Raw genomic sequence first — 14,277 nt, 5'->3', positions numbered from 1 at the left:
AACACACCTATTAATTAAATGGGAAAGGCAAAGTCGCAGTACTAATAACTAGCGCTTCAGGATATCTATCCGTTGGTATATCAAAATATCTATTCGCTGACGTATTGCTGGGATACATCGTTGTTCTGGCAGCGTCACATGCCATGAAATAGATTCCGCCATTTGCCCCATAAGCGCCATCCATGTGGGCTTGCATATATACAATAGCGGGAAACGGATTACCCGGCGCTGACATGGAATCCATCTTCCCTTGCCCGATAGACCTTGAAAAGGTTGTATTTACAGCAAGTTCACCTGAGCCGACCGGTATGAAAACCTTTGCCACACAATAATATGGACCACTGTTCACAAATCGTTCTGCGCTTTTCGCAGCTCCGGCAAATGGGACGCCATAGGTTGTTGTTCCACCTACCACAATTGGAGGTGGTGGAGCTGGAGCGGCGATCGATGCGATAACGTTCAAGGGATACTGCAATGAATTGAACGTGATGTTCCCGGACGTATCATAACACTTAAGCCCTGCACCACTGGCACCAGCTCTCATTGTGTCGAAATAGTAAAATTTAGTTGAAGGGCTAGCCGCAAGGTAATAAAACGTAGTGACATCCCCTGACTTCGACGACCCACAACTTATTCCAGAACCAACAATGAACACAATGGGCGCAACCGCCCCTACCACGCTAAACCCATGAATGGGGTCAGATGTTGAAGACTCCGCGTAGCTGCTGCCCTCGTTCGGGGGCAAGTTGAGCGAACGATAGTCAAGCCTTGGCCAGTTCAACTGGTATGACAGATAGCCGCTCTTGAGCAAACCGTATGTGATTTTCTCGGTGTCGAACAGGAGACTGCCGTCATCCTTGTAAACTTTCATTCCTGCTGACATTAGCGATATCCGTAGTGAATGCGACAATTCAGGGAGTAAAAACCCCAACCCGCGGGGTATGAGTACTGCCAGGACAGTGTTGCGCTGGACACCCCGACCGCCAGCGTCACACCAGGTCGTTTACCCAAGTACTTGTTCTGGGCAGAAAGCTCAGTGATGGCGTAGAAGAGCGTTTTCCCCACAGGTGCCAGTGGAATCGAGAGCGACCCGTTGGCCGCCCCCGTGTCCACGTAGCCGATCATCTGACTGATCGAGCTGGTCATGTCGAGCAGCAACAGGCCGCTCGGGTCATAGACCTTCAGCCCTGCCGTCATACGTTCACTCCCAAGTCGATCGCCAGATTGCCGTTGCTGTGATAGATGCGCAGCCGCTGGTTGTTGATCAGTAATCGACCCTGCCCTGCAACGCTGCCGTTGATTTCGAAGGCGCCATCCTTGCTCAAGATCCATCCCAGCTGACCAGCCACATAGTTGGTCGAGCTGATGTAGCTACCGATCTTGGCGTTGGTGATCGTGCCATCCTGGATGAACGTAGAGCCCAGAAAGTTCTGCCCGTTGGTAATGATGAATGGATAATCAAGAGCGCCTGGAGTGGTGGGGTTGGCGAAAGCGATCTGATTGGCGGTGAACAACAGCGTTGACTGGAGTCCACCGGGGCCGTTCTTGATACCTGCACCAATGCCCGCGTAGGCCAACTGTCCGCTCGCATTCAGCTGGAACTTCATGCTCCACATCAAACTGAGGTCGCCGGACAGATCAGCCGTAACCTTCGACGTTTCTTGAATGGCAGCCGTGTTCTGGCCAACGGTCACGCCCATCTGGGAAATCTTCAAAGCTGTCGCTTTTTCGTTCGTGGCGACAACGCTTTCAAGCTCAGTGAGATTTGCCTCATTTGTTCCGACGCGAGCGTCGAGTGCTGTCGTGCGCTGTGCCTGCGCAAAGTCAGCCTCAGCCCGGACCTTGACTTCCTGGGCATAGCTCGCTGTGCTGTCCCAGCCCTTCATAGCGTCCAGCAGGTCACCCTCACCATTGTCGTCGCGGGCCGAGGCTCGCAAAGCCTGGAGGCTTCCAGCAGTTGCCGTAACCTTCCCGTCTACTTCGGCGATATCAGCGGTGTTGGTCGCGACCTGTTGAGCCAGGCCGTTGGCGGCTTCAATGGACTGGCCCACGTCATCCCACAAGTTGGGATTCGGGGGCGCGCTCGCCCCGGTTGGGTCAGCAGGGATGTTCTGTTTGGCCTGGTAAATTCGTCCATCGCCAACAACCATCTGCCCCTTTTGGTACGGCTGCTCTTTGACGTAGGACTGAAGCCCACCGAGCGCGTCGATCTGATCCTGTAAGCCCGGGATCTGGGAAATTAGCTCCAGAATATCCTGACCCAATTCGCTTTCAGTGATACGCCCTCCCAGCAAGCTCAGCACAGGACCGGCGTCAGATCCTGATTGACCCAGCACGCCATTACCGACTGGGTACCAGGGGCCAATGTTTCCTGTCCGGTCGACGAGTCGCGCCCAGAAGAAGAACGATACCCCCGCAGCCAAGCCCTGCATCACGTACTCGGTCTGAGGGAAAGCCAGATCGGCCAACTTGGCAGCCGCCTCCAAGCTGTTAGTTGGGCCATACCAGATCTCAGTGCGCTGGGTATCCTCGGCCCCCGACGGTATTCCCCATTTCAAAGATATTCCTAAGGTCAGCGGTGTGGTCGTCAGGTGCGTCACTGCTGGCGGCGGCGTGGTCTTGCCTTCCACGTTGGTCAGCACCGACGTGGTCGGTATCGACGAAACATCCATGGCGCTGACCGCGCGCACGCGGGCCAGGTACTGGCCTGCATAGACGCCACGGATATCGACGGCCAGTTCGCCGGTTCTCGGCACTTTCACCCAGTCGCGAGAGCCCCAGCGCCATTCAACGTCATAGGCCACGGCTCCGGGGGCTGCATCCCATGAAATCGTCATGGTGGTGACAGCGATGCCCTGATCCACGGCGGAATGGCTGCTGATCAGCACCCGCGCCGGTGCATCCTGAACGCCTGGTGGCAGCACGCTGATTGGCCGGTCATCGATCACCGTACCGTAGTCAATGGCGTCGAACTTGCTCGGCTCATACTGGATGCATTCGAGCTGGAACTGATGCCACTCTGGCCGCGTGACGTTGCGGACATAGAACTGCATGAGCTTAAGGTCGTCGAAGTCCAGCACCCAGCCGCATTCGGCTTGTGGCACTTCGCTGAAATCCGCCATGACGGTGATCTGGCGGCCCAGCACTGAGCGAACCTGCCGTGCCTCGGACTTACCACTGGGCAAGTTGACCAGCAGGCGTGCGCCAGTTGGCACATCAATGTCACGGTCAACTGTCACGACGCGCCCAGCCACGGCGGCAATACGCCCACCATTGGCGCGGCCCGCTAGCATTGGATCGGAAAGGGTGATCACCTTCCCGGGCTTCGGGATGTAGCCATCCAGGCCGACGCGGAAGCTGGCACCGCGTAGTTGCAGTTGCTCAGTCATCAGCGCCCACTGGCCGGCGCGCTGGGCCTGGCCTCGAGAGGTGCAACCGACAGCTTCGACGGAGATTTCGCGCACGCCATACTCAGCGATGGCATCTTCATCGAAGACCGGCTCTTTGTCGGTGTCGTAACCGCGATCCGGGTCATCAAACGACACCATGGCCTGGCTGTGCCGTTCGCGCAGTTTGCTGCCCGTGTACTTCACCGCGCCGTCGTCGAGGATCTGCGACAGGGTGTAGTTGTACACCGGGTCCTGTGGCATATCGGCGTTGACGGTGATCTGGCTGCCGTCCCAGAAAGCCAGGCCGTGGAAGATGGCAGCCAGGTCTTGCAGCACCGCCCAGGCCTCGGCCTGCTTCTGTAGGTACAGGTTGCAGGTGAAGCGAGGCTCCTCGCCACCCTTCCCGTCCGGCACCATCTGGTCGCAATACTGCCCGATGCGGTAGAGCGACCAGCGATTGACCATGCTCGCGTCGATACGGTCGCCCAGGCCGTAATATGGGTGCAGGGCCAGGTCGTAGAACACCCAGGCCGGGTTATTGGTGTAGGCCTCCTTGTAGGTGCCGTCCCACACGCCATTCGTGGTGCCGGGGCCACCGGTGGCGTAGGTGCGGGTCTCCGGGTCGTAGTTCATCGGCACCCGCACGATCCGCCCGCGCATCAGCACGGCGATCTTGGCGATATCACCGCCGAACTGCTCGGCGTCGTACTCCACGCAGCTGACGGCGGTCAGCGGGTACTCCTGATCGCTGTCGACCACCTCGGCGATGGCCTCGACGTACATCCCATCCTGCACCAGCGAGCTATTTGCCTCCGGCGTGATCCGGCGTGCACGGATCGCCCAGCGCGAGCCCGCCGGCAGCTCGATGCGGTGCGAGCGTTCGTACTTGGTGACGTTCTTGCGATTGACCTCGGAGGCCAGCACCTGCTGATACGGGCCGTTGTCGGTGGACACGTCAACCGCATACTCGATGCGCACGCCATCGATGTTGCCGCCGGAGTCCTGGGACTGCAGCTGCGGCCACGAGAAGCGCAGGCGGACGGCATCCAGCATCGAGTTGGTGATGGTGTAGACGTAGGGCGTGGTGCTGAGCAGCTGCTGGCCGACCGCGATTTCGTTGCTCGACTCGCTGATGCCGGTCATGCGCTCCTGGTTCAGCTCGCCGGAGCGGAACTGCCATTTCACACCCGGATAGTTCACGGTGCCGTCTTCGGCCATCACTGGCGTGCCGTCCAACTTCACCGACCGCAGGTCGTTCACCGGGCCGATGATTGGCCCCCAACTCCACAGGTACACCATGCGCACCGTGGCGAGCGACGGCACGCTGTTGGAAGCGATGCTGGGCTGCTTCTGTTTGCTGCTGCCGCCTTTGCTGCCGACCACCTGGCGCCGCTTGTCTGCATCGCCGCGCCGGGGGGCGCGCTTCAGTGCTTGACCCATTCCACTCTCCAGAAACGAAAAAACCCGCCGAAGCGGGTCAGGTGATGCCGGCAATCACAGCCGGTCTTGCGTGTAGATCCCCCCGGATTCGACGGCGCCGCCTATCTCACGCTCGCCGTACAGCACCGGGTAGGGGTTGCCCTGGGCGATGGTGGTGACGGCGCTGCCGAAGCCGTAGCTGGGGTTGTTGCCATCCTCGTTGCGGTCCAGGCTGCCGGTCTTGGGTGTTGGCGACAGCATCTGCACGACGCCAGAGGCTGCCATGGCCGCGCCGCCGGCGATCATGGCGACGCCGTAGGCTGAGGTGGTGCCGAACGTGAAGTAGCCAGCGACGATCAGCACCACGCCGAGAATGGTCGTGAACAGGCCCGCCTGCTTGCTGCCCTGGATGATCGGCGCGATACGGATATCCCCGGCATCGGCGCCCTTCAGGTCCAGGTCATCGGCCGTCAGGTTGCGGGAGCCCGAGAAGACGGTGAACACCAGGCCGCGCTCCTCGCCGTTGGCCAGGAACTTCTCGAAGCCCGGGACCATGTTGCACAGGGCGTGGATGGCGTCCCGCGTGCTGCTCACGTCCAGGTCGAATTCCCGCCCGAAGTGTTTGCGCAGCACGCCATACAGCTTCACCTTGCGCTTCATGGGCGGTAGTCCTTGTGCCGCAGGATCAGCCGGCAGCGGCTGGCCATCGACCAGCCATAGACCTCGCGAGTCGAGGCCCGGCCGGCCATGTGGTGGTAGATGAAGGGCCCGCTGCCGCCAAGGCTGGTCGCCGGCTCGCTGACCAGGTCAGGCTGGCTGCCCAGGTAGATGGCCGCGTGGTTCGGGTGGAAGCACGGCCGGCCCGGGGACGGCACCATGAATACCAGCATGTCGCCACGCTGCGGCACGTCCACCTGGTAGAAGCCGGCGCCAGCGAAGTTCGCCTCGTACAGGCTCGGCCCATCCTCCTGCTCCCACCACAGGTCATCCCGCTCGAAGTTGGGCAGCACCAGGCCGGCCTCGCGGGCGTACCAGTCGCGGCAGGCGCCCCAGCAGTCGAGCAGGCCGTGGGCGAACTCGCGGCCCAGCAGCGGGGCCTGGTAGCCGGACGGCTTGAACCACTGCATATCGCCGCCGGGCCAGCCGACGATGCCCCACGGCACTTCATGGAGCTCGCAGCTGACCAGGTCAGCCATGCTCGGCATGGGCGCGGCGTCGGGGTGGCTGTGCACGATCGCCAGCAGCTCGCCCTGGTCTTCGGCGTTCGCCAGATCCTCGTGGTGCAGGCGGAAGTTCTCCCGCGGCGTCTTCGCCAGGTTGCGACAAGGCACGTAACTTCGGCCCTTGTCGGTCTTGATCAGCACCCCGCACGCTTCGGCCGGGTACTCGCGTTCGGCATGCTCGCGGATCGCGGCCTGCAGTGTCTGGTTGATGCGCATCGATTACCTCGAACTGGCGATCAGGCTCGCGCCCATGGAGCCGCCGAAGCGGCGGGTGTTGCCGCGGAGCTTGCAGCTCTTCCAGCGCCCCGGGCAGCGATCGAGCGCCGGGTTGTCGGTGGGCTCGTCCTGCTTGGTGTACATGGCCGCGCCGGTGTAGGCGCAGGCCTCGCCGCGGTACTGCCCTCGGCAGGCCCAGCGGCACAACTTGGTGATCTGCTGGCTCGGCAGCATGATGCCGCCCATATCCAGCGGGCTGGACAGCTGGAACGTCACCTGCTGGCGGTCTTCATCGGTCTTCTGCTCGATGTACCAGAGGTTTTCCCGCGCCTGGTTGGACGCCTCCGGGTTCCCATCGGGGAAGTTGGCCGCATCGAGGAAGTGCCGGAAGGTTTCGATGACCTTCACCTTGGAGCCGACCAGGTCCTTCAGGGCCAGGCACAGCGCGGTGACCGCGCCCCTCACCCCGTTGATTTCGTTGACCAGCTGCAGCGTCGGCGTGGCGGGCCGGCCGTCGCCACGGATGTCGAAGCCCTTGGCTTCCAGCTGCATCGCCGAGTACAGCTGGCCCTGCCAGATGATGTCGGCCTCTTGGGCGTGGCCGTGGAAGCGCATGATGTTGCCGCCCAGGCGCGTCGCGTCCACTTCGAACAGCCGGATCTGGTTGCCCGGCTCGAGCTTCTGGATATCGGATTCGAATGTCATGGGGCCTCAAAAAGAAAAACCCCGCAGTGCGGGGTCAGTAGGGGGTGAATGTCTGCTTCATGGTGAAGCTGATCTCGAAGAGCCCGGCGCCCTTCGGGTCGAGCTTGTAGCCGTTGGCCTTGTACCGGCCCTGCGTGCCGCCCGGCGGCGTCCAGAGGAAGGACTTGTAGCCTTCGTGCCGGTCGAGGAAGTCGCGCATCAGGCGCAGTTCTTCGCCGGCGTCAAGGCTGCCCACCGCCTTGTGCGACCACTCCTGGGTCTTGGTGTTGATCCCGGTACCGCCGGCCTGGGTGTAACCGTCACCGAAGTCGTTCTCCCACACCCGCTGCTTGATCTCGCCAGTCGCACCCACCCGGGTGCAGAAGCTGAACGTTTCCGCCATCACCGCCTCCAGAGAATGCCGCCCTGCTGGGTGGCCTTGTAGATCGCCTGCTCCATCTGCTCCTCCAGTCCCTTGGCCATCATTTCACCCTGCCGGCGCGCGGCGTCGTCGCTCATGCCGGGCTGCGCCTGGACAGTGACAGGGGCGTTGATGGTGACACCGCCACCCCCGCCGCCCGAGCCTGCGCCAGCATCGTTCGCGTTGCGCAGGTACTGAGTCAGGTCGCGGTTCTGGTTCGGGTTCAGCACCCGCTCTCCGCCGTCGAGCAGCCAGGTGCCCTCTCGCGGAATGTTGTCGAGGCCGTTGTGAGCCATACCCATGAGGGATGTGGATGCTACGCCGGCCACCATCGGCGCCGTGGCCATGGCTGCGGCCATCGCGGCACCAGGCGCCAAGGCCGGACCGACGATAGGGATCGCGGCAGTGGACGCATAGGCAGCGAGCTGGGCCTGGAACGAGGTCGCCTGCGCGTTGGCCACCATGCCCATAGCTGCAACCGACTGTGTGCTCTTACCGACCAGCAACTGCACTGCCTGGTACACCAGCCACTGCGCGGCCATGTCCGCCAGGGTATCGATCATCGACTTGGCGAAGCCGGTGACCATATCCATAAGTGCATCACCAGCATCCTCAGACCCCGTTGCCACATCACTCAAGAACGAACCGAGCTCGCTCCTAGCGCTGCCAAGAACCGAGGTAGTCGCATCTGCAGCAATGGCCGAATAGTTCGTCGCGGCATCCGCGAAGTTCTCCCAGGCACTGGTGACACCATCCATCCAGTTGCTCTGCGCTTCGTCGAGCCGGCTGTAGTAATCGTTCTGCAGCTCCAGGCGCTCGGCAAGGGCATCACTCAGCACCTGGGTTTCCTGGTCGTACAGGTCCTGGCTGATATCGCCGCTGTTGCGCTGCAGCACCAGCTCGCGCTGCTGGCGGTTGAAGTCTTCCTCGATCGCCAGGCGCTCTTTCAAGCGTTCCTTGTACTCATCGCCGCGGCCGGCGCCAGCAAGTTCCTGATCGAACCCGCTTTTCGCGGTCTGGTAGTCCTCGTTCACGCTGGAGCGGAAGGAGGCAAGCTTTTTGGCATCCTCCTCGGCCTGCTTCAGCTTCTTCAGCGCGTCGAGCTCAGCCGCCAGTCCTTCCAGGCGCTTGCGCTGCTGAGCGTTGATACCCTCCAGCTTGCCGGTGGAGACCTCGAAGGCCATCTTCTCCACTTCGGTGGCGTTCTTGCGCTTGTCGGTTGAGGTGTTGATCAGCTCGATCTGCCGCTGATACCCCTCCTCCATCTCCTCGAAGCGCCGGCTCAGCGCCTTGCTGTCCTTATCTCCAGCCTTCGATTCCTTCAGGGCCTTGTTTGCCTTGTCGATCGCGGCCGCGGCGTTCAGGGCCTTCTTCTCGTCGTCCGGCGAAAACTTCACTGCGCCGGCGGCGATCTGCGCCCGCAGCTTCTCGACCTCGGTCAGCTTGCCCGCGACAACTGCCTGTTTTTCGAGGTTCTTGAGGTAGGTGCTGCCCTCCTTGTCAGACGCCAGGCGGGAACTATTCAGCTCCTTCTGCACCGACTGGATGGCCAGCTTGAGCGCATCAGCCTTCTCCTTCGAGGCGTCGAGCGACGTTTCAAACGGCACATCGCTCTTGTCGTCGACGCCCTTCTGGAAGCGCTCCTGCAGCTTTTCGGTTTCCTTGAGTTCGGCCTGGAGCCCCTTCAGTCGATCCTGCAACTGGTCGTAGGACTGAGTGCTCAGGTTCTCCGGCAGCATCGACCTTGAGGCCTGGCGGATGCGGGTCGAGGCATCCTCGAAGGCGTTTGCCGCCTTGCCGGCGCCCTCCTCGGCTTTGTCGCCGAAGTCGATGAAGGACAGCGCCAGCGCGCCGACGGTCAGAATCAGGCCTGGCCATCCGGCGGCCATTCGCAATACCGCTGCGCCAGCTGTGCGCAGCGTAACGAGAGCAGCGCCCATTGTTGTAGCGGCCGAAAACCATGCCCCCATAGCCACAGTCGATGCCGTCTGGGCAACGGTAACCTGCGTGGTCGCCACGGCCAGTGCTTCCTTGGCCACCGTTTGCTGATTTATCGCCGCAGTGACCTGTGCGGATGTTGCCAGCGTTGTCGCTGCCAGCTTCGCCTCTGCCGCCGCAAGCTGATTGGTAATCGCAACCTCAGCCAGGCGCAACTCAGCCATCCTGGCCACCGCCTGCTGACGGCCAACGTCGGTTATCTGCGCCTGAAGCCTCTGAGCTTCCAGAACTTTCTCAGCAGCCAGTGCCGCCTGAACTGACTGCAGCCTCGATACATCCGAAACCAGGACCTGGCGGTCGGCGCTGACCCTGGCTTTAGCGCTGGCAACAGCTCTCGCCGCGGCCTCTACATCGGCAGCAGCCCCGATACGAACTGCCTCGGCCCTGCGGAGCTCGCCAGCAGCGGCAACCGAGGCCATGTAGGTCTGTTCCCTCGTGGCCTGCACATCAGCCACTTTGGCAGCAGTAGCATTAACGAAACCTGTAGCAACCCGCGCGAGGGCAACATAAAGCCCGGTTTTCAGCAGTTGTGTGTAGGTTTCAATGCCATGTGTATCCCAGGCCTTGGACAGTTCGAGGACCGTACTCACAAAGGTCTTGGTAACGCCCAGCGACTCATCAAGCGTGCCTATCACCTTCATGGCACTGTTTTCCATCACCTGGAAGGCACCGGAGATGGTGGTCTGCGAACGTGCGAACGAGTCGTCGATCGCCCTTGTCTGGTTGAGGATTGCAGCGAACACTTCCTTCGATGTCAGCTTGCCAGCCTCCCCCATCGAGCGAAGCGACTCACGGGCAACGCCAAGGCCGTCGGCAATCGCCTGGGCCAGGCCAGGAGCCTGCTCAAGGACGGAGTTTAACTCCTCCCCACGGAGTACCCCGGATGCAAATGCCTGACCCAGTTGCACCAAGGCGCCCTGGGCCGCTTCAGCAGAAATTCCGCTCGCAGACATCGCTTTACTGATGTTCTGCGTCACCTGGGCTATCTTTTCCTGGTTTGCGCCAAGCTGACCAGAAGACGCCGCGATTCGTTGATAGAGCTCCGCAGTTGCGTCCAGCGACGACTGCGAGTTCTGCGCGATCGAAAAAACTGCCTGAGATTGCTTGGAGAAGTCTTCGAAGGTGTCAGATACCTGCTTGATACGGTTTTGGACACCGACCCATGCCTGCGAGTACTCGACTACCTGTTGGGCCCCCAGATATGCAGCCGCCGCTCCAGCAATAGTCTTGAAAGACGCCATGACCGCCGCAGACGCTCGGTCAGCGTGCTGCTCAACCTGAGCCATGCTGCGCTGAGTTGATCTCGCTGCTTGATCCATGCCCTGCTGAAATCCGCCAATCCTGGCAATTAGATCGAGGGTCAGGGTGCCCAGGGAGCGACTCGCCATGCTTTCCTCCAGGCGAAAAAAAACCCGCCGAAGCGGGTTTCTATGTTGGTTTTTTTTACTGAGATAGCTTCCAGAGGATCAACAACACGGTAACGACAACGAGGATCCCAGCAATAGTTGAGCCAACTTGGTTCTTGTCGTTTTCGATCTTTGCAGCATCGGCAAAGAGTTTGTTGGAGTCCTGCTCCAGCTGGGATGCCCTGGCGTTAACCTCTTCCGTGTAGATGTTGAGGAAGCGCACTTTCTCTTCATCCGAAAGGTGTGCGATCAAGTCGGTCACCTCGTCCTGCTGGTCGAGCGCCTTCTGATGAACGTTACCGCCCTCTTGAGCAAACTCCAGAAGGATCTCACCTTTAATCCGTACGTAGTCTCGGATTTCTGCCCTGGTGGCGATAGCCGGATCCATGTTTAGCCTCCATGTTTTGGCTGCAATCTACCATCATGGAGGCCAGCATTCACACCCATTCCCTCATCGCCTGCTCTAGATCAGCACCCGGCCGGATGTGGTGTGGCAAGAAGTCGTAGAGGTCAGCCCTGCCGCCGCTGCCTCGGTTGACCTGCAGCGCGATCAGTCCGGCAGCAAGCTCGACCCGGCGAACCAGGTTGAGCGATCCATGCTTATCCCGGTAGGCGACCCAGGCCAGCACTTCCGCATAGGACAGCGTGGCCTTGGCCTCTGCGATCGTCGCGCCACCTATGCCGCTCAGCACCAGCTCATGCCACAGCTCGTCGGCCGGGGTCAGCTCTTTGCTGGAGGGTTGTTCACTTCGTTGACGGCATTGAGCAGGACGATGCCCAGGGCCGAGTCGAGGTTGACGGCATCATCGAACGGCAGCTCCTCGGTGCCGTCCTTGCCCAGCATGATCGAGGCGGCCAGGTAGCGGGCGTTCTTGAAGCGCTCGGCCTCGCCGCCGGCGAACATTGCCTCCATGACGCCGAAGGCGTGCCGGCGCACGTGCACGGTGAACTTGTCGGTGATGGGCTTGCCGTTCTTGTCGGCGTGCTTCCACTCGACTTCCTTCGGCACCAGGGCGTCGGCGATGACGCCCCCTTTCTTCTTCAGTTGCGCGAGATCCATGGTTACCCCTTAAGCGGTTTTCGGTACCCAGGCGGAGCCGCCCGAGCGCTGGATGGAAACCGCGGTGCTGACCACGGTGTTGGCGGCGAAGTCGAAGGGGAAGTCAGCGACATAGCCCTGGAACAAGAACCAGGTTCGACTCGCTGGCAACTCGAAGTCATCGCCGTCTGCGTTTACTGTCGGCAGCGCGGTCGGCTTACCTTCAGCATCCCGCGGGCCGTCGGACCAGCCCACTGCCCATTTCAAGGTGGTGTCACCATTTGCCTCGGACAGCTGATGCAGCCGGACATGGCTCGGGCTTTTCGGATCAGCGTTGATGGTCAACGAAGCCTGGCCCGGAGTACGAAGCCCCGGCTTGTAGGTGCGTTCGTCGGAGCTGAGGCAGGTATCCTCGATCTGCTCTTTGGGGGAGCCGCCGGGGTTGAAGGCGGTGGCGCACTCCACCTCCATCACGGTCATCGGGCCGGTACCAGTGGCAGGCGGTACCAGGGCAAAGACCTGGGTGCCTTGGGTCAAAATCGACATGGTGGTCTCCTGTCGGGTAAAAGAAAGCCCGCACTGGGCGGGCTCGGTTGGTTCATCGGGGGACTATCCAGTCCACGTCGAAACTTCGGTGGAAGTCCTTTGTATCCGGGTCGCGGTCAGTGGCTCCCCAGCGGACGACATAGGCGCGCGGCTCGATCGCTGCACACAGCGCCTTGGTGACGGCCAGCACCGGCGCGCCGGTTGCGGCATACACGTCCAACTGCAGGGTGAAGCCGTCGGCGTCAGGCCTGCCGGCCAGGTAGTTCTCAGGGCTGCCGGAAATCACGCTCCAGACGACATATGGCTTGAGCGGTTTTTCCGGGCCTTCCCCGAAGGAATACAGGCGGCAATCGATGCCTGAGCCGATGAGCGCGGCCACCCCGGGGTCTGCCGAGCAAACGGCGAAAATTGGCGCCTCCATGGGTTCCTCACAGTGCTGCGTCGATTTCCTGCCCGAACACCTGCACGAAGCGCTCGGTCACGGCGTTGACGTTCGTGGAGAACGCCGGCCGCATGAACGGGGCCGGCGGGTTGTGCTTGGTGCCGAATTCCAGGTAGCGCCAGTGGCGGGTGTCGCCGCCGGGGTTGCCGCTGGCGTCCTGGCTGTGTTGGTTGGAACTGGCGCCACCGCGAACACCGACCTTCATCACCACGCCGCCTTCGCGCCGCCCCTGGCGGGCAGATTCCTGGGTGATGATGTTTTTCCACACCTTCTCGGCGGTTTCCGGATCGTCGAGCGCCCGCGCCCGCGCCTTGGCGTCGTCCCTGACGATGTTCATGGCCTGCCGGGCAGCCTTGCGCAGGCCGCTTCGCCGCAGCTTGGGCGCCAGGCCGACCATCTTGTCAGTGGCAGCCTTCAGCCCCTGCAGGCGCACGGAGATCTCATCGGCCATCCTTCACCCCTTTTGAAACCAGGATCGTCAGGTACTCCAGACCGGAGTTGGGGTCAGCCAGCGGCGGCCCCTCGATGCTGTAAGCCTCGTTGCGGTAAACGATGCGCATGGTGGGCAGCACGCCGGCCCGGTACCGGATCACCATTCTCGCAGTCGCCTCAGACTGGGCGGCCTGAGCGGCCACCAAATCGCGGGCCGATAGCGGCTCGACACGCGCCGGACACTTAGGCCAGCGGGCCACCCACTGGGGTTCGCCGTACTCACCGGTCACCGGATCTCTGGGAGTGGTCATTTCCTCGATGTCGATGCGGTGCCGGAGCCTGCCGGCCTGCATCACACACCCATCCGGATGCGGTACGGCATCAGCAGGTGCTGGGACGCCAGAGGCAGCTCGACAGCGGTCGTCCCAGTGACCACTTCCTCACGGTTGGCGAACAGATGGCCCAGCTTGAGCAGACAGGCCGCCTGAATCGCAGGGTTGAGCACCATGCCGTAGGCGATGGCGTCGGCCTGATCGTAGGCGTCGGCCAGAGCCTGGCGGGCGTGCTCGAGCAGGCGGCAACGCAGGGTGTGATCCTGCTCGGCTTCCGCAGCAGCAACCGCCGCCGCGTTCGCCTCCCTGGCTTGCTGCATGGAAGCCGGCACGCCGGCGCGGGCCTGGTCGAGGGCCACCTGATCCAGGTAGAAGCGGCGATTGAGGAAACTCATCGCCGCATCTTCCGCTGCACCAAGCTGCGCCTCGACGAGCACCTGGTCTTCTGGCTCTGCCAGCAGGTGATGCATGGCCAGATCGATGGAGATCACGGGCATGGTTTACTCCTTCGACTGCTTCGATGCCGGCGGCTTAGCGGCCTTGTTGGCAGGCTCCGGGGCCTTCTTGTTTTCCGGCTCTTGGGCTTTCTTCAAGTCGTACTCCTCGATGAGGCCGTTGCGAAACAGGTCGCGGGCGCGCTGCTCGTCCACCGTGATGGTCGAGCCGCGCTTCGCGTAAACACCGTCGTTGTTGAAACCCTTGATGGTCTTGACACTGACTTCTGGCATGG

At 61.7% G+C, this 14,277-nt stretch carries 17 protein-coding genes; all 17 read right to left on the bottom strand.

Annotation, left to right across the window (positions count from 1 at the left end; all coding sequences use genetic code 11):
* Window positions 1–10: 10 nt before the first annotated feature.
* Genes ACTORR_RS26095 through ACTORR_RS26015 form a run of 17 tightly spaced genes read right to left on the bottom strand, consistent with a single transcriptional unit; the run spans window position 11 to window position 14,275 of the window.
* Complete coding sequence (locus tag ACTORR_RS26095) at window positions 11–871, bottom strand: hypothetical protein (protein WP_441344066.1); 861 nt, start codon at window positions 869–871, stop codon at window positions 11–13.
* 11 nt (window positions 872–882) lie between these two features.
* On the bottom strand, window positions 883–1,197 hold the full coding sequence (locus tag ACTORR_RS26090) for a hypothetical protein (protein ID WP_441344065.1): 315 nt from the start codon (window positions 1,195–1,197) through the stop codon (window positions 883–885).
* Complete coding sequence (locus ACTORR_RS26085) at window positions 1,194–4,829, bottom strand: phage tail protein (RefSeq protein ID WP_441344064.1); 3,636 nt, start codon at window positions 4,827–4,829, stop codon at window positions 1,194–1,196. Before ACTORR_RS26085 ends, ACTORR_RS26090 begins: the two co-directional genes overlap by 4 nt.
* 54 nt (window positions 4,830–4,883) lie before the next feature.
* Window positions 4,884–5,468 carry a tail assembly protein gene (locus tag ACTORR_RS26080; protein WP_441344063.1) on the bottom strand — a complete coding sequence of 195 codons (585 nt, stop codon included), beginning with the start codon at window positions 5,466–5,468 and terminating at the stop codon, window positions 4,884–4,886.
* Window positions 5,465–6,247 carry a C40 family peptidase gene (locus ACTORR_RS26075; RefSeq protein WP_441344062.1) on the bottom strand — a complete coding sequence of 261 codons (783 nt, stop codon included), beginning with the start codon at window positions 6,245–6,247 and terminating at the stop codon, window positions 5,465–5,467. The genes ACTORR_RS26080 and ACTORR_RS26075 overlap by 4 nt, the downstream gene beginning before the upstream one ends.
* Window positions 6,248–6,250: 3 nt before the next feature.
* Window positions 6,251–6,952, bottom strand: a complete 702-nt coding sequence (locus tag ACTORR_RS26070) for a phage minor tail protein L (RefSeq protein ID WP_029885683.1) — start codon at window positions 6,950–6,952, stop codon at window positions 6,251–6,253.
* Between the two features lie 34 nt (window positions 6,953–6,986).
* Entirely contained in the window at window positions 6,987–7,334 is a 348-nt protein-coding gene (locus tag ACTORR_RS26065) for a phage tail protein (RefSeq protein WP_441344061.1), read from the bottom strand.
* Window positions 7,334–10,738 (bottom strand): phage tail tape measure protein, encoded by a 3,405-nt coding sequence (locus ACTORR_RS26060; RefSeq protein WP_441344060.1) that lies wholly within the window; start codon window positions 10,736–10,738, stop codon window positions 7,334–7,336. Before ACTORR_RS26060 ends, ACTORR_RS26065 begins: the two co-directional genes overlap by 1 nt.
* A gap of 55 nt (window positions 10,739–10,793) precedes the next feature.
* On the bottom strand, window positions 10,794–11,144 hold the full coding sequence (locus ACTORR_RS26055; protein WP_441344059.1) for a hypothetical protein: 351 nt from the start codon (window positions 11,142–11,144) through the stop codon (window positions 10,794–10,796).
* 49 nt (window positions 11,145–11,193) lie between these two features.
* Window positions 11,194–11,448 (bottom strand): hypothetical protein, encoded by a 255-nt coding sequence (locus tag ACTORR_RS26050; RefSeq protein ID WP_441344058.1) that lies wholly within the window; start codon window positions 11,446–11,448, stop codon window positions 11,194–11,196.
* A gap of 29 nt (window positions 11,449–11,477) precedes the next feature.
* The gene (locus ACTORR_RS26045) at window positions 11,478–11,816 is read right to left on the bottom strand and encodes a phage tail assembly chaperone family protein, TAC (protein ID WP_054886651.1); all 339 of its coding nucleotides are present in this window, start codon (window positions 11,814–11,816) and stop codon (window positions 11,478–11,480) included.
* A 9-nt stretch (window positions 11,817–11,825) separates the two neighbouring features.
* Window positions 11,826–12,341, bottom strand: coding sequence for a phage tail tube protein (locus tag ACTORR_RS26040; protein ID WP_103446290.1), 516 nt, complete (start codon window positions 12,339–12,341; stop codon window positions 11,826–11,828).
* A 52-nt stretch (window positions 12,342–12,393) separates the two neighbouring features.
* Entirely contained in the window at window positions 12,394–12,762 is a 369-nt protein-coding gene (locus ACTORR_RS26035; protein WP_225785769.1) for a DUF3168 domain-containing protein, read from the bottom strand.
* A 7-nt stretch (window positions 12,763–12,769) separates the two neighbouring features.
* Window positions 12,770–13,234 carry an HK97-gp10 family putative phage morphogenesis protein gene (locus tag ACTORR_RS26030; protein ID WP_441344057.1) on the bottom strand — a complete coding sequence of 155 codons (465 nt, stop codon included), beginning with the start codon at window positions 13,232–13,234 and terminating at the stop codon, window positions 12,770–12,772.
* A complete protein-coding gene (locus ACTORR_RS26025; protein ID WP_441344136.1) occupies window positions 13,224–13,568 on the bottom strand; it encodes a phage head closure protein in 345 nt (114 codons plus the stop codon). The genes ACTORR_RS26030 and ACTORR_RS26025 overlap by 11 nt, the downstream gene beginning before the upstream one ends.
* Window positions 13,568–14,044: a head-tail connector protein gene (locus tag ACTORR_RS26020; RefSeq protein WP_441344056.1), complete on the bottom strand. Its 477-nt coding sequence runs from the start codon at window positions 14,042–14,044 to the stop codon at window positions 13,568–13,570. Before ACTORR_RS26020 ends, ACTORR_RS26025 begins: the two co-directional genes overlap by 1 nt.
* Before the next feature lie 3 nt (window positions 14,045–14,047).
* On the bottom strand, window positions 14,048–14,275 hold the full coding sequence (locus ACTORR_RS26015; protein ID WP_441344055.1) for a hypothetical protein: 228 nt from the start codon (window positions 14,273–14,275) through the stop codon (window positions 14,048–14,050).
* Between the last annotated feature and the right edge of the window lie 2 nt (window positions 14,276–14,277).

The sequence above is a fragment of the Pseudomonas sp. SAR267 genome, from assembly GCF_052077595.1.
Lineage (GTDB): Bacteria > Pseudomonadota > Gammaproteobacteria > Pseudomonadales > Pseudomonadaceae > Aquipseudomonas > Aquipseudomonas vlassakiae.
Note: the sequence above shows the minus strand (reverse complement) of the source record. Positions and strands in the feature narration are given on the sequence as shown.

Coding starts and splice junctions, on each gene's coding strand:
- ACTORR_RS26095 (WP_441344066.1), bottom strand. CDS start 871: ATGAAAGTTTACAAGGATGACGGCAGTCTCCTGTTCGACACCGAGAAA.
- ACTORR_RS26090 (WP_441344065.1), bottom strand. CDS start 1,197: ATGACGGCAGGGCTGAAGGTCTATGACCCGAGCGGCCTGTTGCTGCTC.
- ACTORR_RS26085 (WP_441344064.1), bottom strand. CDS start 4,829: ATGGGTCAAGCACTGAAGCGCGCCCCCCGGCGCGGCGATGCAGACAAG.
- ACTORR_RS26080 (WP_441344063.1), bottom strand. CDS start 5,468: ATGAAGCGCAAGGTGAAGCTGTATGGCGTGCTGCGCAAACACTTCGGG.
- ACTORR_RS26075 (WP_441344062.1), bottom strand. CDS start 6,247: ATGCGCATCAACCAGACACTGCAGGCCGCGATCCGCGAGCATGCCGAA.
- ACTORR_RS26070 (WP_029885683.1), bottom strand. CDS start 6,952: ATGACATTCGAATCCGATATCCAGAAGCTCGAGCCGGGCAACCAGATC.
- ACTORR_RS26065 (WP_441344061.1), bottom strand. CDS start 7,334: ATGGCGGAAACGTTCAGCTTCTGCACCCGGGTGGGTGCGACTGGCGAG.
- ACTORR_RS26060 (WP_441344060.1), bottom strand. CDS start 10,738: ATGGCGAGTCGCTCCCTGGGCACCCTGACCCTCGATCTAATTGCCAGG.
- ACTORR_RS26055 (WP_441344059.1), bottom strand. CDS start 11,144: ATGGATCCGGCTATCGCCACCAGGGCAGAAATCCGAGACTACGTACGG.
- ACTORR_RS26045 (WP_054886651.1), bottom strand. CDS start 11,816: ATGGATCTCGCGCAACTGAAGAAGAAAGGGGGCGTCATCGCCGACGCC.
- ACTORR_RS26040 (WP_103446290.1), bottom strand. CDS start 12,341: ATGTCGATTTTGACCCAAGGCACCCAGGTCTTTGCCCTGGTACCGCCT.
- ACTORR_RS26035 (WP_225785769.1), bottom strand. CDS start 12,762: ATGGAGGCGCCAATTTTCGCCGTTTGCTCGGCAGACCCCGGGGTGGCC.
- ACTORR_RS26030 (WP_441344057.1), bottom strand. CDS start 13,234: ATGGCCGATGAGATCTCCGTGCGCCTGCAGGGGCTGAAGGCTGCCACT.
- ACTORR_RS26025 (WP_441344136.1), bottom strand. CDS start 13,568: ATGCAGGCCGGCAGGCTCCGGCACCGCATCGACATCGAGGAAATGACC.
- ACTORR_RS26020 (WP_441344056.1), bottom strand. CDS start 14,044: ATGCCCGTGATCTCCATCGATCTGGCCATGCATCACCTGCTGGCAGAG.
- ACTORR_RS26015 (WP_441344055.1), bottom strand. CDS start 14,275: ATGCCAGAAGTCAGTGTCAAGACCATCAAGGGTTTCAACAACGACGGT.